Below are 26674 nucleotides of genomic sequence, written 5' to 3' on the forward strand. Positions count from 1 at the left end.
AATGAAAAAGATATATTTATTGATGCTGTCTGCTCTCGTTGTGGTGTTGGGCGGTTGTAGAAAGGATTTTGAACAAGTTAGGGCAGTGCGGCTCACATTGCAGTTAGAGTTTCCTGATGCATTTATTAAAGGAAGTGTACCCAAGGATGTAGAGGTCACGTTACGTAATAATATAACAGGTGAACTGATTAAAGCGAAAACCGATGAAGAAGGCAAGGTGGTTGATACTGTCATCCCTGGTACCTATACGGTAACAGCATCAAAAGCCTATAGCCCCGAAGAGACATCGGAATTATTAGGAAATGAGGAAGAAATATTTGTAAACGGTAATCTTTCGCCCGTTATCGTAAATGAAGAAAAAGTAGCCGTTCTTAAGTTGAAAAGTAGTAGAGCAGGAGGATTGGTCATCAGAGAGTTTTATTACAGCGCTATCACCGCAAGTCCTTCCTATCTTTATGATGGCTTTACAGAAATCTACAATAACTCCAACGAACCTATTCGGATTGATAGTCTGTATATGGGTTCTACACGTGCCGGAGCGACTAATAATACGTCTGCATCTGCACCGTATAATTTCTTAACAGCCTATCCTGAAGAGGTCTATTTGAATCAGGTCTTTATGGTTCCTTCAACAGGTCAGCCGAGATTTCTTGAGCCCGGAAAATCTTTGGTAATTGCTATTAGTGGATTAAATCATAAGTCCGATCCAAATGGCAATAAAAACTCTCCTGTTGATTTGGGGGATGCAGATTTTGAAGTTTTTTGGGATTACCCTACAGGTCGGGATATAGATTATCCGGATGTTCCTAACATGGTACATGCGTTTGCAGGTAATACCGCTGGATTTGATTGGAATATCGGTATTAATGGCGCTGGTATGGTGATTTTTAATACCAAGGACTTCGATAAACTGCCTGTGCGATTTGAACCCGATGCTAAAACTGCTGGAACAACACAGTATATAGGTATCCCTGTTAGTGATATTATCGACGGTGTGGACGCAACCGCCAATGCTACAATATTCCTGAGTAATAAGCGCCTGCCGATTTCTGTAGATGCGAGCATGACTACAGCAGAGGTTCCCTTGAAAGGTCGGTCCGTAAGACGTAAAGTCAAAACAGTAATCAATGGACGTACTATTTTTGTCGATACGAACAACTCATCTGCAGATTTTGAAGTTAATCTAATACCCTCACCTCGTAAATGGAATTAACAATGAGCAAGAAATTAATAATAAGTATTCTGATAGCGAGTAGTGTTGGAACGTTGCGTGCGCAGACTACGGCTTTTGAACTGGAGCGATTTAAAATACAGGAGGTTGGACTGAAAAGTGCCAATGCCTCTTTATTGAATACCAATGATTTTCGAAATTTAGGAAATACCAGTGTATTTTATAATCAGAAGAGTGGTGACTTTAAACATCCTTTGCTGGCTTCGAAAAGTCGTTTTGGTGGTTTCGAAACAGAGCGTTTTCAGGAATTAAAAAATTGGAAGCTATATGGTCGGTTTGGATTGGACTTTGGAAAGGATAAAAAAGTGAGTAATACCACGCAGTTGGACCCCCTACGGTTAAATCCTTTTATTGTTGTTGACTCATTGAGCGGCGACTGGAATAAACAGAATTATGCACTCGAAACCAAGATTGCTTCTCCGATTTTGAACGAACGGATTGCCTTTGGACTGGGGTTTAATTATAAGGTGTCTACTGGGGCTCGACAGCGGGATCCTAGGCCGCTGAGTACCAGTAATAATCTGGTGTTGACTCCTGCGGTAACCTATTTTTTGAATGAACAAAATGCGATAGCTCTTAATGGACGTTATGAATACTTTGTTGAAGATTTAAGTGTATCTAATGTTAATAAGACAACCGTACATAATACGTATAAACTTATCGGAGTTGGTGAATATGTAGGAAGTAGCCCAACTTTTATCGGTACCAGCGAGATTTCGAGAAGATATAATGGGAATAAGTTTGGTGGAGCTTTACAATATGTTTTTAAAGGCGATGCTTTTCGCTTCTTTGGCGAGGGTTTCGTGAATCATAATGCCGAGCGTGCTAAAGATGGGAGTACAAATCCTCAGGAAGCAGGTAAACATGAATATTGGGAGTATGGGGCAAATGTGGAAGCAGTCTATAACCTTGATCTTTCTATGCACAGGTTTGGATTTTCCTGGAACCAGAAAAATGTCGATAATACCGAGTACCACCAATATCAAGACGCCGATACCAGACAGTTTGTTACTTTGTTTTCAGCGGTGTTTAACACCAACCTAGTGACCAATAGTAACGTTTCCTATGCCTTTACGAAGTGGAAAGGCGAGGCAATAAATTGGGATTTGGGACTGAATGTTATGTACGCAGGCTGGGATAATAAGTACGCCATCAACCAGAGTCAGCAAACCGTTGATCGTCTGGGCTATGACCTGAGATTCAAGAAGTATTTCCAATTTCGGGATGCCTCGGTTTTTGCTGTAGAGTTGAGTCCGGGATATAGCCATCATATCGATTCCGAATTTAGGTATGATGAAAAGAGCTATTCCACAAATTTTGTGGCTAAGGATATTCTGTATCCTACGAATGCCTATTTGATTGCGGACTATTTCAATGTTGGGGCAAGTGCACAGTATACGTTTAAACCATCTAAAAATAATACGCAGTTGTATATCAAGCTGTCGGAAAACTATATCAGGCCGACAGGAAGTAATGAATACTTTACCAAGTCACAATACCGTTTGAATTGGCAGGTTGCAGTAGGATTGTTGTCATTTTAGGTGTCGTTGTTTATTTTTTTAAATTTGAATTCGATATGTATAATATAAAAAGTGTTGTAGGAGCGCTATTGTTGTCAGGAAGCTTGATGGCTAATGCGCAAGAGATAGAGAAGCCAAGTATTAAATCAAAGACTTCTTTCGCAATTGTCGTTGATAAAGCGACTTACGAAGCAGTAGGTCCCGAAATTCGTGCCTACAAGCAGGTTGTGGAAAAAGGTGGACTGGGGACTTATATCATCTATGATAATTGGCAATCGCCAGAAAAAATCCGTCAAATATTGCAAAAACTACATCAGGATAAAGGTACCCCATTGGAAGGAGTTGTGTTGGTTGGTAATATTCCGATACCTATGATCCGTGACGCCCAGTTCTTGACTTCGGCATTTAAAATGAATCAAAAAATACGATGGGACAGATCCTCAGTGCCTTCCGATAGGTATTATGATGATTTTGACCTTAAGTTTGATTTCTTGAAACAGGATACTGCAAAAGGTAAGGAACACTATTTCTATTATAGTTTACGGCCAGATTCAAAACAATACATTGATATGGATATCTATTCGGCCCGTATCAAACCTCCGGTAGCAACTGGTGAGCAGATGGTTCCTAAGATTAAAGACTACTTGAATAAACTGATCACGCTACGTTCAAAAAGTTACCCATTGAATGATATGCTGGTTTCTTATGGACATGGGTATAATTCAAATTCGGTCAATGCCGTCTCGGGCGAAGCTCTAGCGTTGAAATCACAATTGCCACATCTTTTTAGACCAGGAGGGTCTATCAAGTTTCTCAATTTTAGAAATGCTGATTTCATGAAATTTAATCTATTGTCTGAACTAAAAAGAGATGGGTTAGATTTTGCCTATATGACAGGGCATGGTACACCGACATTGCAGTTGATTAACGGCTATCCGCTGGTGTCCAATCCACAACCTTCCATGGAAAACGTTGCCCGTTACCTACGGTCAAAAATGCGTGATGCCAAAGACGATGGAAGAGATGTAGAGAAAACAAAAGAAGGATTTAAGAACTCTTTGGGGGTATCAGATAAATGGTTTGAGAATATATTTGATGCCAAAGTAGCAGAAGAGGATTCTGTTTTCAATGCAAATCTAGACGTGCAGATTGAGGATGTGCGCAATGGAGGTATTCAAGCAAAGCTTGTCTATTTGAATTCTTGTTTGACAGGTTCTTTTCATTTAGATAATTATATCGCTGGATATTACCCTTTCTCCAATAACGAAAACGTAGCAGCTGTTGCGAATTCTGTTGGTGTCTTACAAGATTTATGGCCTGCTGAAATGATGGGCTTGTTGAACAAGGGCTATCGTGTTGGCAACTGGCTTAAGCATATCGCTTATCTAGAGACGCATGTGTTTGGAGATCCGACTTTCCACTTCGATTCTAAAGATAGCTATGCCCTCAACGAGGCGGTGATGCTCAATAAAGATGTCACGTATTGGAAGAATGCATTGAAGGAAAATGATGCTGATGTACAGAGCTTAGCTTTAGTCAAATTGGTAGGCTTAATGCCGGAGAAGGAAAGTGCACCACTATTAAGAGATATTTATTTCAGTTCCCCGTTTGAGACGACACGCATGCAGGCATTTCAGCTGTTACGCCAATTTGAGAATAAGGAATACATTGAAGTACTGCACGCCGCAAAAAATGATCCTTATGAGTATATCCGCCGTCGTGCAATATATGATCTAACGGATTTTGGATCAAATGAATTTGTTAAAGACCTGATTCAATTCTATGTCTCTGATCCGCATTCTGAGCGGGTTGCTTACAGAGTGAGATGGGCATTGCAGTTTATGGACCCTGTATTAGCAAAACGGGAAGTGAATACCCTAATCCGGGAGAACAAAGCAGTTCATAATGGAGCTGCTCTGGCAGACAAATTGGATACAGACCTGGATTATTACGGAAAAAAGCGCGATGATTTGATAAAATCTCTGCAGAATGAATCGCTTTCTGAGAAAGAAAAACTTGGAGAGGTTACTACTTTACGTCTATACCGGCACCATGTCGCAGTACCCCAGGTAATCACATTGATAAAGGACGGAAAAACACCCCAAAGCATTCGTGTAGCAGCGTTGGAGGCATTGGGCTGGTTTACCTTGTCTTATCAAAGAGGTAATATCGTCAAAGCTTGTGATGAAGTACTGCTTTCCGATGCCCCGCAGGCTGTGAGGGATGAAGCATTGAAGACGAAGAACAGAATTCGAGAAGCAAAGTACAAGATCTAATCTTTTCGTAAAAAGGTAGCCACTTCTTGCTATAAATTGACTGGTTTTTTAAGTTAGGTAATCACTTTTTTAGAAAGTGTAACCACCTTTTGGTACAAAGTGATCACATTTTCGTGAGTAGTGTTCACTTGTTGTAAAACGGTGACCACTTGTTCTCTTTTTGTGAACAGGTATCCGCGCTAAGTGACCACTTGATGGTATAGACTGGTCACCGGACAGCGACCGGTAATCACTTTGTCTGAAAAGGTAATCACTGAACCTGAGCAAGTGATCATTTTTTTTGGTGGTTTGGGCAAGGAGACTGTCCGACTTTGTCCGCGTTCTGTTTTTCCGATGATCGCTACTATATGTTTGTGGTGTAATGCAATCCGAAGTGCTTTACAATTGAACATAAATGTATAATGGGAGAAATTCCCTAATTTTTAACAAAATGAGAAAGAAGAAAGTAGTATTGGACTATTCAGGAATGAACGAAGACGAACTGAGTACCCTGGTCGGTAAAGTATTACCGGTGTTTTGTTGCAGAAAATGAACAGAAGGAGATCAGAAGTTATCAGCGGATACGGGAAGATCAACTTCGAACGGCCTTTATGCATATCAACCACATGCAGTTGTGTGCATCCACATCATGCCACAGTAGCAGGGAGGATACTAGCAGACCGATAAAAGACGTCAGAATATACCCTATTCCTAGCCAGGTGTGTACTCCCAAAGGAGCGGATAGGTTAAAGCTGATCGCGGCAAGCAAGGCAAATGCGGCCAAATAAACAGGAACTTGCCGCGCTGTTTTGCTTGCTTTTTCTGCGTTTCGGTTGGCTTCCACATTGGGTTCCTCTTTGGCTGTAGAAATGTCCATCAATAAAAATGATGTTTTTATCTATTTTACCAAACTCTTCTAGAGAAATAGGCTGTATTGCATTTGTCAGCGGATCTAGGTATTCAATACCTGCTGCTGCGGCTTTGGCGACTACGGTGAAGCTGGGGCTTGATCAGCCTTCCTGTTGTATCAAACAGATAAAAGGAGTCTCAAAGTTGCTATAGTTATATTCTCCTTTCCGAATAGCAGCAGATTGAATGCCGTATCCGGCCAAGATATCTTTCAGTGCAAGGATAGAGGGGGATTCGACGTGGTTTTCAAACAAGTTAGTGAGTCCAGTCTGTGTAAAGCTTACTTTTGTGCCTTGCAGTATAAAGCTACAACTATTGAACAGATCGTGCTGTTTTTTGCCTCTGAAAATGTTTCATATTTCCATAGCTTAGTTTTATATCAAGTGGTCATCTGTTATAATGATAAGAGGTTTTGCAGATATACAAGTTTTTTAAGAAATTTCTTACTTTGTTATCAATGCATTAATCATCCCTTTCATTGCATCATTTCCGGGGAAGCCTGTGAATTTGTTGAAGAGCAAACCTTTTTGATCGTATAGCAGATAGGAGGGAATGCCATCAAAACCGAATTGTTCCATCGTATATTCCCATTGTGCATCTGTCAGGTAATAATGTTCGTTACCTATTCCCTTTATTTTTTCTTCCCATAGTTTTTTGGGAGACGATCCATTCGTAATATATACGAATACGACATCTTTATCGTGAAATTCACCCTTTACGGTAGAAAATTGTTTGATGCCACCTAGACATGGTGCACACCAAGTGGCCCAAAGGTCAATACATACTACCTTGTCCTTATAGTTAGATCGGATAGTCTCCATGATCTTGTCGGGAGCTATTGATGCGACGTCATTGATAACAGCAGGTGACTTCGTTTTGTTCAATTCCACTACTTGTTGGTTTTTCCGAAATAGTATTTTCGCGATTTCTCCATTGTTCCAATAATGGGTTATATTTTCTTTTTGTTTTTCGGTTAGTGGACGAGCTTCTTCTCTTAACTGTAGCCCGTAAGCGTTGGCCGCTAAGATGTCATAGTAAGGCCCCTGGTCGAACCCAACCAAATCTGCTAAAATAGCTTTCACTTCAGTCAACCAATAGGGAATATCGCTTTCTCCAATCTTTGGTAGCCCTAAAACTTCATTTTGAAGGATTGAGTCCTGAAATTCAGGGAATGAAAACGTGTGGAGGTATTGCGGATCGTTGAGATTGAAGTCTTTCAAAAACCGGAAGTAGGACCTGTCGATCTTTTGGATTTCGGGTTTACCGTCTCTATCTTGCGTTGCGTTGTGATAATTACGCTTCATCTCTGCTTCGTAGCCGAAGATATGTCCTGTATATAGAAGCAGGCTATATTCTTTAGCTATAAGACCTTTGGTCTCTTTGGATAATAAATTGTCATTATCTACGAATAGTGCCATTTTTTTAGCTACGTTGTTTTTAGCATAATCCAAGAACTCATCTATACTTTTATCATAGAGCCTAGGATATTCAGCGTTCGGATTCTTAGATCGATAATCAATCATTTTGTTTACCACCTCCATGCTCTGTCTCATATCATATTTGCTCATATTTACGGCAGGGGTAACCTCCACGTTTTTGAAATCGAGGTTTACGTCATAAACTATATCAATGTGCGTAGAGTCGTTGTTTTTCGGTTTGAGTAAAAGCACCTTATTCGGTTCTATACTTGTGTATAAGCCGATAAGAGAAGTTTCGGTGTCAACATCAAAGTTTAGGGAGAATTTTCCCGATTGGTCAGCTAGCACCTCATGTCTGTTGTTTTCTCCTAAAATAGGATGCAGAGCATTAAGCGTTATCATAATGCTATCCTTGTTTTTGCCTTCAGGAAGAATGATCTTTCCGGTTATTTTGGATGTACCCGCTACGATGGTCATTGCATCTGTATTTTTCTCTATTAGTCGATTACAGGACAGACAGAGTAAAAGGCTGCACACAAAAAAAAGCTTTGTTTTCATGATTGTTTTCTTGATTTGAATCCTTGATAAGTGGGGTTAGGTAAACATTGTATCTACACAGTATAACGGGCTAGCAAAACGATAGTCACATCTTCCTGAAAAAGTTCTGCCTTGAAATTCCCACGAGCAATCATCATACCGCTGCTTGCCAATACAAGTGGCGATCTTGGGGGGGAGTTCCCCAGTTGTAGGCGTGCCCTGTTCAACACATTTACCAAATACATAATTGAACGAATATCCGGGATCGCAGACACACCCTTGCAATAAAGCATTCCAATGCTCATTATCTCCACATTGGATTTCTCCTCCCTTAGTCATTTTTAAATCCTCTCTCGACATTCTTTTAATGCCAAAGATGTCTAAGTTGTTTACTGAAATCTTTTTCATAACTTTGAAAAATTAAATTAATTAACTGCTATTCGCTTACTTCGGACAGCATTGATTACTTAACAGAGAGAATTTGTGAGCTCTCTTTGCCCGAGGTCGTTTGCAACCGGATCGGGCTTTTGTTTTTATCAACCACGGTACTGCACCTGTTGAACAGATCGTGCTGTTTTTTGCCTCTAAAAATGTTTCGTATTCCCATAGCTTAGTTTTATATCAAGTGGTTATCTGTCATAAAGATAAGAGGCTTTTGCAGATATACAAGTTTTTCAAAAAAAGCCCTATATTCAATTGCGTTTTAAAAGAAACCAGATGTTACGAAACCTATTGTTTACATTTTCTTTTTCTTGTCCAGTATATCTGTGCCCAGACCAAGCTGACACTGGAGCACTGTTTCGAGTTGCTGCAATCCCAGAATGAAGATATCCGACAGGCCAATATCAATATCCTATTAGCCAACCGGATGTCAAAGAGGCCAAGAACGCCTATCTGCCCACGCTGTCCTTTGGGGCGGGGCATAATTACAATCTGGGCCTAGCCTTTGACTGAGTCACCGGCGAACTCATAACGGGTAATAAATGTTCCAACTTGGCCAATGTGATCAAAGAACGGTACACCCTGCTGTACAAAGGGGAGGTTATTAAGGTGCTGCGAGAGGAGAGATAGCCTCTCGCATAATTCTTTTATAAGTGAAGACCGTATTAATGTTGATGTCCTTCTAGCTATTTTGTATATTAGTGTTTGTTTTAAAAATAAAGGATATGGAACAAATCGCAATAACAAGCCGGATTGCTATACGTGTCGAGACCATATGGAACGCTTATAATTCGGTAGAGGACATTATGCAATGGAATCATGCTTCGGATGATTGGCATTGTACAAGCTCAATCAACGATTTGCGTATAGGGGGAAAATTTATAAACAGGATGGAGGTCAAAGATGGGAGCTTTGGATTTGACTTTGAGGGTATTTATACCGAATTAATCCCCTTTAAGAAAATCGCCTATACCATGACCGATGGTCGTAAAGCAGAGGTGAATTTTGAAGCGCATGAAAGCTATACAAATATTTTGGTGCGTTTCGAACCTGAGCTTGAAAACCCGATAGAGATGCAACGGGAAGGTTGGCAGGCCATATTGAGTAATTTTAAAAAGTACGTCGAATCGGTTTATACAGTTTAGTTTCAAGATACATAAATAACGATTGCTGCCACTTATACGAAGTAGCAGCAATTGCTATTTTTAGGGGGTATTAATGCTGATGTGCCTCAAGCGGAGGTGTAATCATGATATGGGCTTTATAGGTTCCTTCATCCATCAGCCAAGGCATTCCTAAATTGTTGTGCTGACTAGAAAGACCGAGGTCTGCTGCTTTAGCGAATGGCACATAGATTACATATCTTCGTTTAGCATCCTTAATCTCACCTGTTTCCAGATTCACATCTTTAGCGGCTCCCCAATAACCGTACAATGTGGATGGCGTCTGAGGTATAGACAGTTTGCCCTCGCTAAATTCCTGCTCACGGATTTTATCTCTTTCCTTACGCTTGCCCTGCGCGATCAGTTCGCGTCCCCGAGCCATCAAAGGCTCCAAGCTCACGGGATAACAATAAGCGTAATACACCGACATCTTGTAGTCTGGTGCCAAACAAATATAGCCATTGCTCCCTTCTCGAAGCGTGACGAAGTTTCCTGCTTGGTCATACCCGTATACCTTTGCTCCCTCCCGAAATTCGGCGGGAGCGGCCTGTACTGCAATTTTGATTTGAATTTCCGAAGCCAAAATTTTCTTATCTTGCGCATGGATGTTGCCTATACCCGTCCAGAGTAATAATACAACGATTATCAATTTGTTCATTCTATAGTTAATCATTTAAAAACTCAATTTAATCTATTTATCGTTCGTTCTGCTTCAATTTTCAATTCTTTTTTGGCCTTGGATTTTAATAGGATTTGCAAGTTTGCCAAGATTGTCTCTCTTTTCCAAGAATGACTAAAGGTGCCTAAGGCAGTGACGAATGCAATCCGTAGCTCAATATGCTCCTGTTTATCATTTATTATAGCAAGTATGCCATCTATACCAGGGTGATAATTGTAGGTTGTCATGAGTTGAACCAGGCGAATACGTTCTTCTTTAGGCCTAGTTCTATCTTTTATCTGTTTCAGTGAGCCTTCAAGAGTAGCAGGTCGTGAATATTGACTTTTTACGGATTCTATTTCTGTATCTTGATGTAATCTATTACTGTTGTGTAAAGCCGTTGTCAGTGATTTTTCAACAAGGTTCCTGTCAAATACTTCAAATGTTGATTTTATATGCTGTTGGACTCGTCGTCTGGATTTGTCATTTAACCATGCTTGTGTCAAGGAAGGAATTAAAACAGTATCTCCTATCATTCTAGCATAGCTCGTAGCCTGTTGCGCTATGAGCTCATATTCATCACCGAGCCCTGTTGATACCGCATTTGTAAAATGTTTATCCTTATGAATCGATAAAGCATGTAATGCCTGTAAGCGTACAGTACGGTAAGGGGAATTTTCAAAATACGGCATTATGGCTTCGGATGAGCTTGTATTGCCGGAGCTAAGTTTGAACAGCGCTAACGTTTGATAGATAGGATCGTCTTTCTTCAGCAATAATTTCCAATATTCATGATCTTCCTGCTGGGTGATTTTTTCATTTAGTTTTTCGGTGTCTTTAACCGCAAAATGAAAGGTCGGATCTCCAAATAAGTGACGTCCGAGGGTTAAGCCTAAATTGTGAACATGCCCCCAGCGTAGTCCGTAAGATAATAGACCACTAAAGTTGATGTCTGTAGGGGCTGGGCTGGTGTTGGCCTGTACCGCTATGGTATTGCCTGAATTGAAGAGATATTGTCCAGCGGTATATTCGATACTATCCAAAGCGCCAGCCGGCTGGGTATCGAGGATAAGGTACAAAGGATAGGTATCCAGTTTTTTAGCCGCTGTGGTTTGTATAGTAGAGCTGCTGTCCGAACGAATTAAAAATAAATCAACCTCTTTACGTTGCAGCTCATTTAAGATGGCGGTGCTATTGTCGGTTTTAAAAGCTAATTGTTGTAAGCCGTTTACCTGCTTTACTAAAAAAGGGAAGTATTCCCTGTAGACTTTGAGCTCATCTTTCCAGGCTGTTGTACACCCATTATAGTAATCGCGATTTGTGGAACTAACAACATGGTCTAAGACATTGTCTCGCCGTGTGTGTGCTACTTTTAAAAGGTAATTATTAATTGCTTCATATGATTCATCATATTTTAAAGTAGGGTAGTAGATCCGGGCAGAGTAAAAGCTTGGATTGATATCTCGGGGACTGCTCTCCTGTAATTTATAATAGTGGAGGTTTCTTTGGTTTGCATCTTGTTTGATGTATTCAAAATTGAGATGAAGGTCGTCGTAAAAGCGATCCGACGGAGTGGCAGTCACATGGCCTGAAAAATCGTAAACCATAGGAATCGGAATGTTGCCAATAAAGACTGCGCCCTCAAGAGATTGCTTGCTTTTATGCAGCTTTATAAGTTCTTTTTTGATGTCGTCAGGGCGATTGAATAGGCCGTAGATGACATAGGTAGGAATACCGTCACTTTCCACCGTTTTTTGATAAGCTTTTATCGCATCTTGGGTATGAGTATAGGTTTCTTGATCTACGACAATCACAAAAGCCTTATTATTCGTATTCAAGGTTGGTTTCTCTATCTTTACCTGTGAATGAACACAGACCGTGATAGAGAGATAAATTAGGATAGAGAACAAGAACTTTTGCATTAGTTTATATTATTTAAAGTTCGGCGAGCTTCGTCACGTAGCCTTTTTGAATGGCGGGTATCTACCATTAGCTCTTTACAGGCCGCAGCGATTTCAGCTTTGCGGTACGAATCTCGGAAACAGGATAAGGATTCGAGCATAGCAATTCGTAAATCAACGTTTATTTTACTGTTGCGTACAAATTCAAGATACCGTGTTACTGAAGGGTGGTAGCGTATAGTTCGTAAGTCTGTGATTCCTTTTTTTTGATTAACAACGTTGGTGTCAAATATGTTTTTGTCTATTTCTATGTATAATCCTGTAAACTGATTCTCATAAAACCTCTCTTTTTCTTTAGTATTATCACTAAAATTGTCCGCGACCATGAAACGATGTTCGGCAATGTTTTTAATAAGGTCCTTGTTAAATGCATAGAGGGCCATTTTTATTGCATATAGTACCTCTTCAGCATGTTGGTTCTCCATGTAAGCATCTATTAATGCGGGAATAAATGCGGGATCGCCAATACGCGCTATCGCATTGATTACTTCTAGACGGATTGACTCGTCAGCATCTTTGATGCCCTTGGCAAAAAGAGCTGCTCTTACTTCTCCTTCCAAGCGATCAGCTATATGTATACAAGTATAGCGGACGGTAGCATATTGGGAATTGTCATAATGCTGCGTGATGAGCTTGGCTAATCCTCCATAGTTGTTCATAAACAGCTGATTTAATAAGAAGCTTTGTGCTTCCGGAGATTTAGCTTTAGATAAAACATCTATAAGCTTTTTATTGTCTTTTTCATGTATAAATTTGCTTAGTGTATCTGGCGTATGGATTGAAAATGTGAATGTAGGATCACCAAACAGGTGTGATTCAAGTGTATTGTTTAGTTTTAACCATTGGCCTATATTTAGACCCGCACCTAAGGTACCCATTAAATAAGTGGCATGTTGATGGGAGGAGGGCTGGACAGTATGCGCAAGAGCTACAAGTGCATTGCCTGTTCCCAGTATAAACTGTCCAGCATTATATGCTGATTCACTGAAATTGCCGGTAGGATTGTCTGCAAAAATGGTCAGTGCTACGTTTGGTTGGATAGCTGCAACGTCTGAAAGGGGATATTGATGAATGATGGCTATGTCTAGATCTTCTCGTCTAAATTGGTTCACTACCTCATCCTGTAGCGCACGATGTTTGTCGTCTTTGAAATTCTGAAATTGTGTGCTCGTTTTTGAAACCAGAGGAAACTGCTCTTCTAAAAATAAGGATTGTGATGACCAACTGGATAATGACTCAAAAGCGACATAGGACATAATTTGGTCAATTAAGTTTTTTTCCTGTCGGACCTTTACCACTTTATCTAAATAAGCCCTGATCTGTTCATACTTGTCACCATTTTTTTCAGAAGATATAATGGGTTTTATCCGGGCGGAGTAAATAGTTGATTTAATACGATTGGGAGAATTTGCTCCTAAGTTATAAAAATACAACTGTGGATCTGTTTTGCTCTGTTCAAGGAAATCAAAGGTCAGCTCAAAATCGTCATAAAAACGATCTGATGGGATCGCAGTCGACACGTTGGTCAGGTGTTGAGCTTTGAGAACCATAGGTATAGGTATTTCTCCGATAAAAACTACCCCCTCTATTTTGAAGATTTTATAAAGTTTTTGTAATTCTTTCTTCAGTTGTTCCGGATTTTTCCAATCATGATGAAGTATTAATGTAGGGAGGCCTTCCGATTCGACCCGATCTCGGTAGGAAATTAACTCTTTTTGACATTTTTCAAAAGTGGATCCGTCTGTAACGATTGCGAAAGACCGGTTTGTTATTTCTATTACAGGATGTATGATTTCCTGAGCCCTAACTGTATTCAAAATAGATAGTTGAGAGACTAAAAGGATGAAAAACAGTTTGTTTGAAGCCTTCATAAACATGATTAAGACCAAGATAAAACTAGAAAAAAAGAAAGTCGGTAAAATATAAGAACAAATATAAGATGAAATTCTTAATTGTGAGTCGGAGTCAGCCCGCTAAAAGTTAATTCTATTGTCAAAATTAGATCTTTAGTCAGACTCAAGGGGGGCTTGATCCGTTTCATCAAGTTTGGTCAGTAAAGCACTTACTTCTTCTTCAGATGCAGTCAGCTTTGCTTTACAGATGCTGATCAATTGGGAAGCTCTTTTTATTTTATCAGCAAGTTCATCTACATTGACATCTCCAGTTTCTATTTCAGAAACGATTTGTTGTAACTCGTCGAACGCATCGCTGTATGTATAATTTGATTTCATCTATTGCTAAGGTTTTGAAATGATTGTACTCGCTACTATGCCATCGGCATAACTTGTTTCTATAGTATCGCCCTCTTTTATTTGTTTTTTTGAAGTAATAGCTTTTCCGTTTATCCGTGTAATACTGAATCCTTTTTTTAAGAGAAGCCGAGGGTCTGCCATATTGATAATACGTGCTATACCCTCTAAGGTATTTTGCCGCTCTTTTAAAAGGTGTTGGCCCTTTAGTTGTAGCTGTTGGGAGAGCAAATGTATTTGATGTCGTTCGGATGTGAGTTTTTGCTTACCATTCCACGATAATACCTGCGCGGATTCGGTAAGCGTCTTTCGGTGTTTACGGAAAATTTCCTGTGCTAAGAAAATTATATTCTCCCATGCTTTGTCTACTGGCACTGAAAAGTTATGAAACTTTTGGATTAAAAAATCTGCCAGTTCACTAGGAGTTATTGCATTTTTGTATGCAACCATTTCACTCACAGTTTCATTGGTTGAATGGCCTATGCCCGTCAATACGGGAATAGGGAAAATCGCAATCGCTTTAGAGAGGGCATAGTTATTATAACTTGAAAGACCGACCTCTCCTCCTCCTCCTCGAATGATTGCAACAGCATCATATTTTTCGAGATGATCGGCAATAACAGCAAGCTGACGGATAATGGAGGGGATGGATTTGTCGCCTTGTAAAAGAGCCGGGTATAGGGTGGTTTCTATTTTATATCCCCAGGGGTTGTGTGTTATGATTTTAAAGAAATCGGATAGACCTTTGCTGGTTTCAACCGAGATTATAGCTAGCCGTTTGGGGAGCAGAGGGAATGCTAATCGTTTGTTGGCATCGAATAGACCCTCTTGCTGTAGCTTGGCTATACTTTCCTTTTTCTCTTTTTCAAGTTCACCGAGCACGAATGTAGGGTCGATGTCTACTATGCGTAGACTGAGCCCATATAAAGGATCGTAGGATACCCCTGCTTGAAATAATACAGTTATACCGTCTCGTAAAGGCTCATTTAATAATTGAATGAATTGAGTATTAATTCGTTCAAAGTCTGTTTTCCAAAGAATGGATCGTATTTCTGCTACTATTTTGCCATCTTTCTTTTCGACAAGTTCAGGATAACAGTGCCCGGAATGCTTGTAGTGGTTGAGTTTGTTCATTTCTGCTTTTATCCAATATAGGCTCCTGTAACGATCAGCAAGGGTACGCTGAATGCTTTTCGTTACCTCTAAAAGCGAAAAAATAGTTCTGTTTTCAAGCACTTCAGGCATGAATCAAAGGTAAATAAAAACTTTGACGAATTGCGTGCTAAGAGATTCTGTACTAAGTTTTGCAGTTTTGTGCGTTTTTTGTATATATTTACTTTAGAAACCTTAATTGTCATGATACGATTACCGATAAAATTTTTGGGACTTCTCTTGTTTTTTTTACTAAATGTGGGAAGTGTCAGTGCCCAGTATAAACAAACTGTCCTTAATAAAACGCAGTTATTGTTGAATAAAGAAAACACCATACCTCTAGGGCGTCTTGATGCGCTAAAGATTGCTGTAGTCACGCCAGACGCACAGAAATATGGTGTTTTTGTGCAGCAGCTCGGAAGATACGCGGACATCTCATCCTTTGGTTTTTCTAAATATGACGAGCAGACAAAATATTTTAATACGATTATCGTAGCAGGAACTGAAGGAGATCTAAGTCAGGAAATGCTATATATGTTGAGGCAGTCTTTAATAAATCGAAAAAATATCATCCTATGTCGGTTTCAAGAAGTAGGGAAAAATATACCACAATGGGCTCCATTGTTAGGAGGGCGTATTACAGAGCTTGCATACCCAGATTTTTCTGATCTGGCGCAACAGAATATGGCTATGAGTATCTTTGGAGGACTTGCCATTACAGAAGGAAAAGCCATTAATAGAACAGAGCAGATCCGATTACAATATACCCGAGGGGAAGGTTCTGGACTTAACATTGCTAAAATGACCCAGAAAATAGACTTCATTGCCAATGAAGCTGTTCGAGAAAAGGCTGCACCAGGAATGGTAATAATGGCAGTGAAAAACGGGCAGGTTATTTTTGAAAAAGCGTATGGTTCACATACCTATGAACAGACTGTATCGACCAAAATAACAGATATCTTTGATTTAGCATCTGTAAGTAAGATTATGGGAACTACACCCGTTATCATGCAGCTTCAAGAAAAGGGTATTATCGACTTAGATAGCACTATGGGACATTATCTTTGGCAGGCAAAAGAAAGCAATAAAGCAAATATTACCTTGAGGTCTGTCTTATTGCATGAAGCAGGATTCACACCTTACATCCCATTTTATCGTTATTTAAAGCCTGGCGATGTTCAGTCTAAAGCATCGACATCTCATCAAACAAAAATGGCAGATAATGCATATCTAGTGAATCATTACTATCGTGATGTCATGTGGCCAGAAATGTTAAAATCTGCGGTAAAGCCAATAGGAAATTATGTGTATTCGGATATAAGTATGTATGTCATGAAAGAAGTCGCCGAGCATGAGACAGCGACGCCTATGGATGAGTATGTGCAGCAGATTCTTTATCGTCCTATAGGGATGAAAACAGCAGGATACAACCCTAGGACACACTTTGATAAAGATAGGATAATACCGACGGAGCATGATACGTCTTTCAGGAAAGTGCTTTTAGAAGGATATGTACATGATCAAGGAGCCGCTATGGCAGGTGGGGTAGCGGGTCATGCCGGGCTGTTTTCGACAGCTAATGATTTAGCTATATATGGACAACTACTACTTAATAGAGGGGAATACGGAGGTATGCGCTACTTTAAATCGGAGACAGTGGATATGTTTACTTCCAAACAATCTAAAACCAGTCGTAGAGGATTGGGATTTGACCGGGCAGACCCAGACCCTAAAAAAGAATATCCGTCTAGACTGTCTAATTCTACCGTATTCGGCCATACTGGATATACAGGAACTTGTATATGGATAGACCCGAAACATCAGTTGACTTTTATATTTTTATCTAATCGGGTACATCCTCAGGTATCGGTCAAGCTCTATGACCTTAATGTGAGAAGCCGTGTGTTGGATGCTATTTATGAAACTATAAACGAAGTAAAATGAGAAATTTGTTCAGTTTTTTATGCCTATTCGGAATAATTGTGCCAGGGTGGGCGCAAGATTATCAAGAGGTGCACCGTAGGCTTTTGGTGGTCGATGGACATAATGATGTTATCATTACCAGTATTTTGCGGGGGCGGGACATCGGACAACGTTTAGAAGAAGGCCATACCGATATTCCAAGGTTAATAGAAGGCGGAGTAGGTGTACAGGTTTTTGCTGTTTGGTCGGATGATCAAAAATGGAAGAAGGACGCATTTAAACATGCGAATGGTCAAATTGATGCATTAGAAAAGGTAATTCGTCAAAATCCAGAAAGAATAGTATTGGCCAAGAATACATCAGATATTGAAAATATAAGAAAATCCGGTAAAATTGCTGCTTTGATCGGTGTTGAGGGAGGTAATATGATTGAGTCCAGTATTCCGAATCTGGAACAACTGTATCAACGAGGGGCACGCTATCTGACATTGACCTGGAACTACAACCTGCCGTGGGCAACTGCCGCGGCTGTAGAAGACAGTAAGCCCCTGTCTAAACAACGTGGATTGTCAAAACAAGGAAAAGATATTATTAGACGAATGAATGAATTAGGAATGATGGTCGATGTTTCGCATGGGAGTAAAAAGCTTTTTTATGACGTATTAAAGGTTACTAAGAAACCAATTTTAGTATCTCATAGTAATGCAGCTGCGTTGACTCCACACTATAGAAATTTAGATGACAAACAGCTAGAGGCCTTGAAGGAAAATGGAGGCGTGATAGGGGTCAACTTTTATGCTGGATTTTTAGATGAAGGTTATGAATCGCGGCTAAGGGACGCTTATGTTAAATATGTAGGCCCTCTTGATAAGAAAATGTCTACTTGGCGACAGTATGATAAGCTTACAAAAGAGCAGCAATATCAAGTAACCACTCCATTATCCAGCTTGGTAGATCATATAGATTACTTGGTGCAAAAGGTAGGTATAGATCATGTGGCTATTGGATCCGATTACGATGGGATAGAAGCTGCCCCCCAGGATTTGGAGGATGTTTCTAAACTGCCAAATTTAACAAAGGCTCTGCTGAAAAGAGGGTACAAAGAAGAGGAGATTGCTAAGATTATGGGCTTAAACTTTTTGCGTATCATGAAAGAGAATGAACAGAACTGATTGGATTATGTTTCATTTTCTTCAAGCCGTATTAATTCATCATAGTTGCTGTTTAGTTTCTTTAACAGGATTCCATAAAGAATCTTAAAATAGAGTTTGAATAACCAGATAAATAAGAAGCCAAAGAGCGTGAAGAGAATGCTTCCTAAGACTAAAACAAAAATCATTTCCCCCCAAGAACTTCTGTGCGTATATTCTTTGACGATGAGTTGGATAAATTGAATACCAAAGGCAGCATAAGCAGCGATAAGATTAAAGCGTATATAATTATGAGCATTAGTCCGTACAGCAAGTATGCTCTCGATAAGTTTTCGGGTGTTACTGGTATTTTTTATTCGTATTAAAAGTGTGTAAAACTGATATATGAAGAAAAAAATAAAAGCATAAAACACAACATTGTAGATTACGTCTGCAACCTGGAAGAATAAGAAGTCTTCTCTTTCTGCGGGGATAAAAATAGAAATAGTTATCCATACTATAAATTCGACACAACAGATTGTGAATATCCACTTCACAATCGATGATGAGCTTTTATGCAGCATGGCCTGAAGCTCATTTTTTTGTATTTTGGGAAAACTATTGTTATCCTTCCAGTGCTGCTTTAATAAATCCAGTCCATCCATTAATAACCTCCATTCTGATTTATCATACTTTTTAACTTCGTTTTTATACGATTCATTTTCACTCGCGCATTGACTTCGCTGATACCTAATGTTTCGGATATTTCGGTGTAGTCTTTGTCTTCTAAATACATATACACCAATGCTTTTTCAATGTCATTAAGTTGTCGCACAGCACCATATAATGTTTTTAATTTTTCTTCCTGCGCAGGGTCATACTCCTCATAACAGATATTTTGTAATGAGTTGTCCCAGTCGACCGTAGTAATCTTTCGTTTTTTACCTCGATAAAGGGAGATTGCAGTGTTCAATGCTACACGATAGGCCCAAGTGGTGAACTTGGAATCGCCTTTAAATGTAGGGTAAGATCTCCAAAGCTGAATGACCATTTCTTGGAAAAGATCTTTGTGGGTGTCAAGATCGGAAGCATATAGCTTACAAATCTTGTGGAGGACATTCTGGTGCTGTTCCAGAAGGCCTACAAATTCTATTTCCTTGTTTTTGTTCATTCGCTTGGGTAATAGGTCGAAATTAAGAAGATATTGTTACATGTAATCTAAGGTTTTTGTTAAATTAGCCCAATGGCTAAGTCAAAATCAGCATATTTCTGTCAGTCCTGTGGGTATGAGTCCCCAAAATGGTTAGGACAATGTCCGTCTTGTAAACAATGGAACTCTTTCGTGGAAGAGGTCATCTCTCCGGCATCTTCAAGGGTGCCAGAATGGCGCAGTACTGCGCCAAGTACAGCGGCTGACAAACGAACGAACAAAGCGGCGATTATCCATGAGATCGTGTATTCTGAAGAACAGCGGATACGGACTCCGGACAAGGAGTTTAATCGGGTACTTGGAGGGGGAATTGTACCTGGATCGATGGTACTGATCGGTGGGGAACCAGGAATTGGTAAATCGACCTTGATGTTACAACTGGCGCTGTCCCTCCCCGCTGTGAAAACACTCTATATCTCCGGAGAAGAGAGTGAGCAACAGATCAAGATGCGTGCTGAGCGATTGTCACAATCGTCGAAAGCCAACTGTTATATACTTACTGAAAGCAGTACACAGCATATATTTAAGCAAATAGAGGTCGTAAAACCCGATGTAGTGGTTATTGATTCGATTCAGACTTTACACTCCTCTCAGATAGAGTCTGCACCTGGATCGGTTTCACAGGTGCGGGAATGCACGGCAGAATTATTACGCTTTGCTAAGGAGACAAACACCCCTGTCTTGATCGTAGGGCATATAACAAAAGACGGTGCAATTGCAGGACCTAAGGTATTGGAACATATGGTAGATACTGTGCTGCAGTTTGAAGGAGATAGAAACCATGTATATCGGATATTGCGATCGGTCAAAAATAGATTCGGTTCTTCATCCGAATTAGGAATATATGAAATGCAAGGGTCGGGACTTCGAGAAGTGTCTAATCCTTCCGAGATTATGTTGTCCCAACGAGAAAGCCCGGTTAGTGGGGTTGCGGTTGCAGCGATGTTGGAGGGTGTACGCCCGTTAATGATCGAGGTGCAGGCTTTGGTGAGTAACTCCGCCTTTGGCACGCCTCAGCGTACAGCTACAGGCTTTGACAGTAAGCGCTTAAGTATGCTTCTAGCAGTGTTGGAGAAGCGGTTTGGCTTTCGTCTGAGTGCCCAAGACGTGTTTCTAAATATAGCAGGAGGACTGCGCGTCGAAGACCCCGCGATTGATTTGGCAGTGATTGCAGCACTCATATCCTCGCAACAGGATATCCCGCTGCCCCCTCAGGTAACGTTTGCAGGTGAGGTAGGCTTATCGGGAGAGATCCGTGCTGTTAATCGTATTGAACAACGTATTGCAGAAGCGGAGAAGCTCGGTTTTGACGGAATATTTATTTCTAAATATAATGTGAAAGGGTTGGATGCTAAAAAATATAATATCGCCATTAGGCCCATGGCTACTTTAGAGAATCTCTTTAATGCTCTTTTCGGGTAGAGAAAAAAAAACTAAGGGAGATATTCTAAAGTATCTCCCTTAGTTTTTTCTTTAGATGTTCCCCATGCAGATTGCGACCAATGATAATTCCATTAGGATCTACTAAGACATTTTGTGGAATTGCCTTTATACCGTAAGGAATAGAAGCACCGTTGTTCCAATTTTGTAAATCGGAGATGTGTTTCCAGGTCAGGTTGTCATCAGCGATTGCCTTTTTCCATGCGTCAAATTCTCTGTCAAAAGAAACACCCAGTATTTCGAAGTTACGGTCCTTAAATTCTGCGTAAGTAGCTACTAAGTTTGGGTTTTCTGCACGGCAAGGAGGGCACCAAGAAGCCCAAAAGTCTACTAGGACGTACTTTCCTTTCAGATTCTGTAGACCGTAGGGATTGCCTTCCAGATCAAATTGTGTAATTCCTGGAGCCTTTTTCCCAATCGCCACATTGGAAAGGTTTTTTAAATAACGTTGGAATAATTTGCCTTCATTGGTCTTTTTTACACTTTTGTCCAGTGTTTTAAACAATGCCGCCATTTCTTTGTAATCAGGGTCATAGCCCCCAACGCGTTGGATGAGCCGGATTGTTTCTGTTTGCGAAGGGTTGGCTTTGATCTCTTTTATTAGATCTTCTTTAGATTGTGCGCTTAATAGAAAGGGTATCACACTAACGAATAAAGCAAGTAGTCTGTTCATATTATAGCTATTTTATTCAAACTTAGATAAAAAGAGCAAATAAATGATAGTGGATATGTTAAAATGATTTTAAAATTATTTTTTAATTGCACTTTTATTTACGAAAAGCTCATATTATTGTTAAATTTGCTATTCACGATTTATCATATTTATTACCTCATAAATGGCAAGATTAAATTTATTAGAGGAAACACGCTTTGAAAAAGTACCTGTAACGGTATATCCAAGTCAAAGTGATGCTTCTATTCATGTTGCAAATCGTATCGCTTCATTGATTAAAGAAAAGCAAGCAAAAGGCGAAAAAGCTGTGCTAGGTCTAGCAACAGGAGCAACACCTGTTCAAGTTTATAAAGAACTTGTTCGTCAGCACAAAGAAGAAAGCTTGAGCTTTAAGAATGTAGTAACCTTCAATTTGGATGAGTATTTCCCCATGCAGCCTACTGCAGATCAGAGCTACGTCACCTTCATGAAGAAGAATCTTTTCGACCTGATTGATATTCCGGCAGAAAACATCAACATTCCTGATGGAACTATAGATATTAGTCAAGTGCAGGCCTATTGCGAAGCCTATGAACAGAAAATTTCTGAACTCGGAGGTTTGGATATCCAATTGCTGGGTATCGGACGTACAGGTCATATTGGATTTAATGAACCTGGGTCAGCGCCGAATTCCGGTACACGTTTGGTTACTCTGGATGATTTGACCCGTCGTGATGCATCTCGTGGGTTTGGTGGTAAAGAATATGTGCCTACAAAGGCGATTACTATGGGCGTTGGAACAATCTTCAAAGCAAAAGAGATTGTCCTAATGGCGTGGAATGAGAATAAAGCTGAAATTGTTAAGAAAGCTGTTGAGGGAGAAATGTCACCGGAAATTCCGGCTACTTACTTACAGTTGTCTAATAATGTAGAATTTATACTGGACGAAGGGGCAGCATCACTATTAACACGGTTTGATACACCTTGGTTGGCACACGATGTAACTTGGTCAGAGTTTTTGACTAAAAAGGCCGTGGTTTGGTTGTCTTTAAAATTAAATAAGGCGATTTTAAAGCTGACTGATGAAGACTATAACAATAATGGTATGGCAGAGCTTGTCACGGAGCAAGGTCCAGCGTATAATATTAATATCAGAATCTTCAACGAGTTACAAAGAACAATAACGGGATGGCCAGGGGGAAAGCCTAATGTGGACGATACAAATCGTCCAGAGCGAGCTGAGCCTGCTCAAAAAAATGCAATCCTTTTCTCGCCACACCCAGACGATGACGTGATCTCCATGGGAGGTACTTTCATCCGTCTAGCCGATCAAGGACACAATGTACACGTAGCTTATCAAACATCTGGAAATACAGCCGTTTGGGATGATGATGTGTTGCGTTATTTGGAATTTGTTCAGGACTTTGCTGTTGCAATTGATGACGACCAAGGAATTACAAGTAAGATTTACAGCGAAGCAAGAGAGTTTTTCAAAACGAAGAAGCCTAATCAGGTCGATCCCGAAATAATCCGTACCGTAAAGGGTTTGATTCGTAAAGGTGAAGCGATTGCGGGAGCTCGCTTTGTAGGGGTGCCGGATGAGAATATTCATTTCCAGAACCTACCGTTTTACGATAGAACCAAATTCGCTAAAGAGGTATCTTTTGAAGATGATATTATACAGACAATGGAATTGCTTCGCAAGGTAAAACCTCAGCAGGTTTTTGCAGCTGGTGATTTTGCGGATCCCCATGGAACCCACAAAGTTTGTTTTGACATTATTTTAGAAGCATTGTTGCGCCTACGAAAAACCGATGAGTGGACAAAAGACTGTTGGTTGTGGTTGTATCGTGGAGCATGGCACGAATACCCAATCCATGAAATCGAGATGGCTGTTCCGTTATCTCCTCAAGAAGTGAAACGTAAACGTTTAGCGATATTTAAACATCAATCACAGAAAGACGTGCCTGTGTTCCCAGGAGATGATCCGCGCGAATTCTGGGTGCGTGCTGAAGATCGTACGAGTGAGACTGCAGGCTTATACCATAAATTAGGCCTTGCTGATTACGAAGCGATAGAAGCGTTTGTACGTTGGAAGTTTGACTAATCAGTAACAGATTAAATAAGAAGAGCCGGTGTGTGTAAACATGCCGGCTTTTTTTTGTTAATATGGTTGAGATTAAACCATGAAAAAGACTGAAATTTCGGATTGTTAATCTTTTTGTCGGATTTTTTATTTTATGACCGGGAGGGGAGCTCTATTTTTGCTTCAATTTAGAATTAGTATAAATTAAATCAAATATGAGAGCTAAACTGTTTTTTGCATTAATGGGGACACTGGGAGCCTGTTCTTTAGCAAATGCACAAACAACCGTCAAAGGGCGGGTTATCGACGAAAAGAGCAAACCTGTTGCCGAAGTATCGGTAAGAGCTGGTCAACAATCAGTAAAGACGGATGCGAATGGTTTTTTTAGTATTTATATCGGCCGCTCCGGTAAATTTACGTTACATCTATCAGGGATAGGTTTCGGAAAGAAAGAAGTCGTATTGACACAAGAAGGAGCGGAGACGAAATTGGAGGATATTATCCTGAGACACAACGAGTATAATATTGAAGATGTAGAGGTATTTGGTGAGCGTGGTAGACAGCCAAAAGGGCTAGAAACGATAACACGTATGCCATTGAAACCATCAGATCAGATACAGAGTATATCGGTAATATCGCATAAGGTTATTGAAGATCAAGGTGCATTGACATTGACGGATGCAGTACGTAATATTCCTGGTGTGACGTTGTTTGGAAGTTATGGAGGGGTAAAGGAATCCATGTCTACTCGTGGTTTTCGTGGTGTACCGGTTTTAAAAAACGGTGTACGTATGGATTCGCAGTTTCAGACCGCTTCTGGTGTGGTCGATATGCAAGGTGTTGAATCTATACAGATGATAAAAGGTTCGGCGGCGATTACCCAAGGTGTGATTACAGATATTGGAAATGCAGGTGGTGTTATCAATGTGGTGACAAAGACACCTAACTTTATCAATGCTGGAGCAGTAGGCGCACGTGTGGGTAGCTGGGGACAGTTTAGACCTACCTTCGATATGCAGACGGTTTTGGATAAAAAGGAGACTCTAGCTGTACGATTTAATGGGGCATACGAGCGTTCGGATAGTTATCGAGCAGCTGTTTCCGGAAATAGTGTTTACTTCAATCCTTCTTTGACGTGGCGTGCATCTGGTAATACGACAGTAACTTTAGAAGGAGATTATCTGAATTCGAATAAGACGCCGGTTACTTCCGCTGTGAATTTGAACCCATCTCAAGGTGTTAATGCCTTGTACGTATTGCCAAACAATCGTATGGCGGGACTGGCTTCAGATAATAATAATACAGTGATGAGTAGCTTTATGGCCTCTGTGAATCATCGTCTTAGTGACAACTGGCGCTTGAGAGCCGCTTATGCAGTCTCTTCGTATCAGGTAGATAACCAATCTACAGGTCTTACCTTGCTTGATGAGAAGGTCAATCCTGATTTCAATCTATTTAGTCGCTCAATGTCTAGAAGTTTGCGTGACGATAAGAACAAGACTTTCCAATTTGATTTGATCGGAGAAGAGTTGTACACAGGCCGTATCAAACACACTATGCAAGGAGGCTTTGATTACCGTATAGTGGATGCCAATACAACAGCAATGGCTGGAACCTTGAAGCCGCTGGGTAAGAACATTACTTTAGGTAATGCAGGAGTGATAGATACGATTGATATCTTGGGTAGTTGGACAAACCTTTTAGATGAGGTTGAGTATTTAGACAAAAATGGACAGGCGCAAGTGGGCAAGAGTATTAGCTTTGTAAAAGGCACCCCTGTAGATGCTGATTATAATACCTTTGGCATTTTAGCCCAAGATGTTATTGAGTTCAATAAATACATTAAGGTGGCTCTAGGTTTGCGTTATTCTGAAGTTAATACTATCTCTGCTACCAGCAATACCTCGCAACGCCGTTCCGCGTGGAATCCGAGTGTCGGTTTTATCGCCACGCCTGTACAACATCTAAATATTTTCGGTTCTTATACGAGCTCTACAAGTTTGAGAAGTGCAGCTAATAAGATGGTTGGTGGGGGCGAAGTAGGCCCTTCAACAACGGAACAGTTTGAAGCAGGTATCAAATCGGATTGGCTGGACGAAAAATTACGTTTTAACTTGACCTATTTTCATATCTATACTTCTAATTTGTCTAATCAAGAGTATGCACCAGGAACAACGACTAGTACTGGATATTACTTCAAAGCCGGAGATTTGTTGCGTGACGGTATAGAGGCCGAGTTGAATGGTCGTATTTTAGATAACCTAACAGTAATGTTGGGATATGCTTATCTCGATGCACGGTATAAGAATTCTCCATCTTATGTGGATGGCTCGGCACCGATGAATGCACCAGATCATACCGCTAATGGTTGGGTACAGTATGTTGTTAATCAAGGGGCTTTGAAGAATCTTAGCTTAAGTGCAGGAGTATATTATGTAGGTAAAAGACCCGTAAATGAACATAGTACTAAGTATGATGGCCATACGGCAGTGTATGGTCCTGATATTAAGCCTTTTGATATGCCTGCTTACACTACAGTGAATGCGCAGGTAGGTTATAAATTCCAGAAGTGGGAAGCGAGGGTGTTCTTAAATAACTTAACGGATGAAATAGGTTTGAACTCCTATTTCCGCGGAGGGTTCATTAATCAGATCGACCCTAGAAATGCAGCGTTCTCATTGAACTATAGATTCTAAGAGTAAAAACTAAATATTTACAGAAAGGCCCTCATTTAAGAAT

21 protein-coding genes are annotated in these 26674 nt (G+C 40.3%); 10 read left to right on the top strand and 11 right to left on the bottom strand.

What is annotated here, in order from left to right:
• The first annotated feature begins 1 nt into the window (after position 1).
• Genes JKG61_RS12570 through JKG61_RS12580 form a run of 3 tightly spaced genes read left to right on the top strand, consistent with a single transcriptional unit; the run spans position 2 to position 5027 of the window.
• Entirely contained in the window at positions 2-1213 is a 1212-nt protein-coding gene (locus JKG61_RS12570; RefSeq protein ID WP_202103335.1) for a DUF4876 domain-containing protein, read from the top strand.
• 2 nt (positions 1214-1215) lie between these two features.
• Positions 1216-2772 carry a DUF6850 family outer membrane beta-barrel protein gene (locus JKG61_RS12575; RefSeq protein ID WP_202103336.1) on the top strand — a complete coding sequence of 519 codons (1557 nt, stop codon included), beginning with the start codon at positions 1216-1218 and terminating at the stop codon, positions 2770-2772.
• Between the two features lie 35 nt (positions 2773-2807).
• Positions 2808-5027, top strand: coding sequence for a HEAT repeat domain-containing protein (locus JKG61_RS12580; RefSeq protein WP_202103337.1), 2220 nt, complete (start codon positions 2808-2810; stop codon positions 5025-5027).
• A gap of 571 nt (positions 5028-5598) precedes the next feature.
• Here the strand turns inward: JKG61_RS12580 and JKG61_RS12585 are convergent.
• Entirely contained in the window at positions 5599-5883 is a 285-nt protein-coding gene (locus JKG61_RS12585; protein WP_202103338.1) for a hypothetical protein, read from the bottom strand.
• Positions 5884-5891: 8 nt separating this feature from the next.
• On the opposite strand from JKG61_RS12585, the gene JKG61_RS12590 reads away from it, so the two are divergent.
• Positions 5892-6068, top strand: a complete 177-nt coding sequence (locus JKG61_RS12590; RefSeq protein WP_202103339.1) for a hypothetical protein — start codon at positions 5892-5894, stop codon at positions 6066-6068.
• A gap of 290 nt (positions 6069-6358) precedes the next feature.
• Here the strand turns inward: JKG61_RS12590 and JKG61_RS12595 are convergent, their stop codons facing one another.
• Both JKG61_RS12595 and JKG61_RS12600 read right to left on the bottom strand, forming a co-directional pair.
• Positions 6359-7891, bottom strand: a complete 1533-nt coding sequence (locus tag JKG61_RS12595; protein ID WP_202103340.1) for a TlpA family protein disulfide reductase — start codon at positions 7889-7891, stop codon at positions 6359-6361.
• A 36-nt stretch (positions 7892-7927) separates the two neighbouring features.
• Entirely contained in the window at positions 7928-8278 is a 351-nt protein-coding gene (locus tag JKG61_RS12600; protein WP_202103341.1) for a hypothetical protein, read from the bottom strand.
• 758 nt (positions 8279-9036) lie between these two features.
• Between JKG61_RS12600 and JKG61_RS12605 the strand changes: the two genes are divergently transcribed.
• Positions 9037-9456: an SRPBCC domain-containing protein gene (locus JKG61_RS12605; protein ID WP_202103342.1), complete on the top strand. Its 420-nt coding sequence runs from the start codon at positions 9037-9039 to the stop codon at positions 9454-9456.
• 70 nt (positions 9457-9526) lie between these two features.
• On the opposite strand, the gene JKG61_RS12610 is transcribed toward JKG61_RS12605, so the two are convergent.
• The 5 genes from JKG61_RS12610 to xseA form a co-directional block, all read right to left on the bottom strand.
• Complete coding sequence (locus JKG61_RS12610; RefSeq protein ID WP_202103343.1) at positions 9527-10132, bottom strand: hypothetical protein; 606 nt, start codon at positions 10130-10132, stop codon at positions 9527-9529.
• A 23-nt stretch (positions 10133-10155) separates the two neighbouring features.
• Positions 10156-12054 carry a hypothetical protein gene (locus tag JKG61_RS12615; RefSeq protein ID WP_202103344.1) on the bottom strand — a complete coding sequence of 633 codons (1899 nt, stop codon included), beginning with the start codon at positions 12052-12054 and terminating at the stop codon, positions 10156-10158.
• On the bottom strand, positions 12054-13910 hold the full coding sequence (locus JKG61_RS12620; RefSeq protein ID WP_202103345.1) for a HEAT repeat domain-containing protein: 1857 nt from the start codon (positions 13908-13910) through the stop codon (positions 12054-12056). The genes JKG61_RS12615 and JKG61_RS12620 overlap by 1 nt, the downstream gene beginning before the upstream one ends.
• 189 nt (positions 13911-14099) lie before the next feature.
• Complete coding sequence (gene xseB, locus JKG61_RS12625; protein ID WP_202103346.1) at positions 14100-14324, bottom strand: exodeoxyribonuclease VII small subunit; 225 nt, start codon at positions 14322-14324, stop codon at positions 14100-14102.
• A 6-nt stretch (positions 14325-14330) separates the two neighbouring features.
• Positions 14331-15587, bottom strand: a complete 1257-nt coding sequence (gene xseA / locus JKG61_RS12630) for an exodeoxyribonuclease VII large subunit (RefSeq protein WP_202103347.1) — start codon at positions 15585-15587, stop codon at positions 14331-14333.
• A 111-nt stretch (positions 15588-15698) separates the two neighbouring features.
• Here xseA and JKG61_RS12635 point away from each other — a divergent pair, with 111 nt between their 5' ends.
• Positions 15699-17438, top strand: coding sequence for a serine hydrolase domain-containing protein (locus JKG61_RS12635; protein WP_202103348.1), 1740 nt, complete (start codon positions 15699-15701; stop codon positions 17436-17438).
• Entirely contained in the window at positions 17435-18589 is a 1155-nt protein-coding gene (locus tag JKG61_RS12640; protein ID WP_202103349.1) for a dipeptidase, read from the top strand. The genes JKG61_RS12635 and JKG61_RS12640 overlap by 4 nt, the downstream gene beginning before the upstream one ends.
• A gap of 5 nt (positions 18590-18594) precedes the next feature.
• Here the strand turns inward: JKG61_RS12640 and JKG61_RS12645 are convergent, their stop codons facing one another.
• Together JKG61_RS12645 and JKG61_RS12650 are read right to left on the bottom strand one after the other, a co-directional pair.
• On the bottom strand, positions 18595-19212 hold the full coding sequence (locus tag JKG61_RS12645) for a hypothetical protein (protein WP_202103350.1): 618 nt from the start codon (positions 19210-19212) through the stop codon (positions 18595-18597).
• Positions 19212-19718, bottom strand: coding sequence for an RNA polymerase sigma factor (locus JKG61_RS12650; protein ID WP_202103351.1), 507 nt, complete (start codon positions 19716-19718; stop codon positions 19212-19214). Before JKG61_RS12650 ends, JKG61_RS12645 begins: the two co-directional genes overlap by 1 nt.
• Before the next feature lie 72 nt (positions 19719-19790).
• On the opposite strand from JKG61_RS12650, the gene radA reads away from it, so the two are divergent.
• Positions 19791-21179: a DNA repair protein RadA gene (gene radA / locus JKG61_RS12655; RefSeq protein WP_202103352.1), complete on the top strand. Its 1389-nt coding sequence runs from the start codon at positions 19791-19793 to the stop codon at positions 21177-21179.
• A gap of 25 nt (positions 21180-21204) precedes the next feature.
• Here the strand turns inward: radA and JKG61_RS12660 are convergent, their stop codons facing one another.
• The gene (locus JKG61_RS12660; RefSeq protein WP_202103353.1) at positions 21205-21870 is read right to left on the bottom strand and encodes a TlpA family protein disulfide reductase; all 666 of its coding nucleotides are present in this window, start codon (positions 21868-21870) and stop codon (positions 21205-21207) included.
• A gap of 163 nt (positions 21871-22033) precedes the next feature.
• Here JKG61_RS12660 and nagB point away from each other — a divergent pair, with 163 nt between their 5' ends.
• Positions 22034-23956 (top strand): glucosamine-6-phosphate deaminase, encoded by a 1923-nt coding sequence (gene nagB / locus JKG61_RS12665; RefSeq protein WP_202103354.1) that lies wholly within the window; start codon positions 22034-22036, stop codon positions 23954-23956.
• 194 nt (positions 23957-24150) lie between these two features.
• Positions 24151-26631 (top strand): TonB-dependent siderophore receptor, encoded by a 2481-nt coding sequence (locus tag JKG61_RS12670; protein ID WP_202103355.1) that lies wholly within the window; start codon positions 24151-24153, stop codon positions 26629-26631.
• Positions 26632-26674: the final 43 nt, after the last annotated feature.

This window comes from Sphingobacterium faecale (assembly GCF_016746095.1).
Classification (GTDB): domain Bacteria; phylum Bacteroidota; class Bacteroidia; order Sphingobacteriales; family Sphingobacteriaceae; genus Sphingobacterium; species Sphingobacterium faecale.

Coding starts and splice junctions, on each gene's coding strand:
- JKG61_RS12575 (WP_202103336.1), top strand. CDS start 1,216: ATGAGCAAGAAATTAATAATAAGTATTCTGATAGCGAGTAGTGTTGGA.
- radA (WP_202103352.1), top strand. CDS start 19,791: ATGGCTAAGTCAAAATCAGCATATTTCTGTCAGTCCTGTGGGTATGAG.
- JKG61_RS12595 (WP_202103340.1), bottom strand. CDS start 7,891: ATGAAAACAAAGCTTTTTTTTGTGTGCAGCCTTTTACTCTGTCTGTCC.
- JKG61_RS12660 (WP_202103353.1), bottom strand. CDS start 21,870: ATGAACAGACTACTTGCTTTATTCGTTAGTGTGATACCCTTTCTATTA.
- xseA (WP_202103347.1), bottom strand. CDS start 15,587: ATGCCTGAAGTGCTTGAAAACAGAACTATTTTTTCGCTTTTAGAGGTA.
- JKG61_RS12580 (WP_202103337.1), top strand. CDS start 2,808: ATGTATAATATAAAAAGTGTTGTAGGAGCGCTATTGTTGTCAGGAAGC.
- JKG61_RS12615 (WP_202103344.1), bottom strand. CDS start 12,054: ATGCAAAAGTTCTTGTTCTCTATCCTAATTTATCTCTCTATCACGGTC.
- JKG61_RS12650 (WP_202103351.1), bottom strand. CDS start 19,718: ATGAACAAAAACAAGGAAATAGAATTTGTAGGCCTTCTGGAACAGCAC.
- JKG61_RS12635 (WP_202103348.1), top strand. CDS start 15,699: ATGATACGATTACCGATAAAATTTTTGGGACTTCTCTTGTTTTTTTTA.
- JKG61_RS12640 (WP_202103349.1), top strand. CDS start 17,435: ATGAGAAATTTGTTCAGTTTTTTATGCCTATTCGGAATAATTGTGCCA.
- JKG61_RS12590 (WP_202103339.1), top strand. CDS start 5,892: ATGATGTTTTTATCTATTTTACCAAACTCTTCTAGAGAAATAGGCTGT.
- JKG61_RS12645 (WP_202103350.1), bottom strand. CDS start 19,212: ATGGATGGACTGGATTTATTAAAGCAGCACTGGAAGGATAACAATAGT.
- JKG61_RS12605 (WP_202103342.1), top strand. CDS start 9,037: ATGGAACAAATCGCAATAACAAGCCGGATTGCTATACGTGTCGAGACC.
- JKG61_RS12585 (WP_202103338.1), bottom strand. CDS start 5,883: ATGGACATTTCTACAGCCAAAGAGGAACCCAATGTGGAAGCCAACCGA.
- JKG61_RS12570 (WP_202103335.1), top strand. CDS start 2: ATGAAAAAGATATATTTATTGATGCTGTCTGCTCTCGTTGTGGTGTTG.
- nagB (WP_202103354.1), top strand. CDS start 22,034: ATGGCAAGATTAAATTTATTAGAGGAAACACGCTTTGAAAAAGTACCT.
- JKG61_RS12600 (WP_202103341.1), bottom strand. CDS start 8,278: ATGAAAAAGATTTCAGTAAACAACTTAGACATCTTTGGCATTAAAAGA.
- JKG61_RS12610 (WP_202103343.1), bottom strand. CDS start 10,132: ATGAACAAATTGATAATCGTTGTATTATTACTCTGGACGGGTATAGGC.
- xseB (WP_202103346.1), bottom strand. CDS start 14,324: ATGAAATCAAATTATACATACAGCGATGCGTTCGACGAGTTACAACAA.
- JKG61_RS12670 (WP_202103355.1), top strand. CDS start 24,151: ATGAGAGCTAAACTGTTTTTTGCATTAATGGGGACACTGGGAGCCTGT.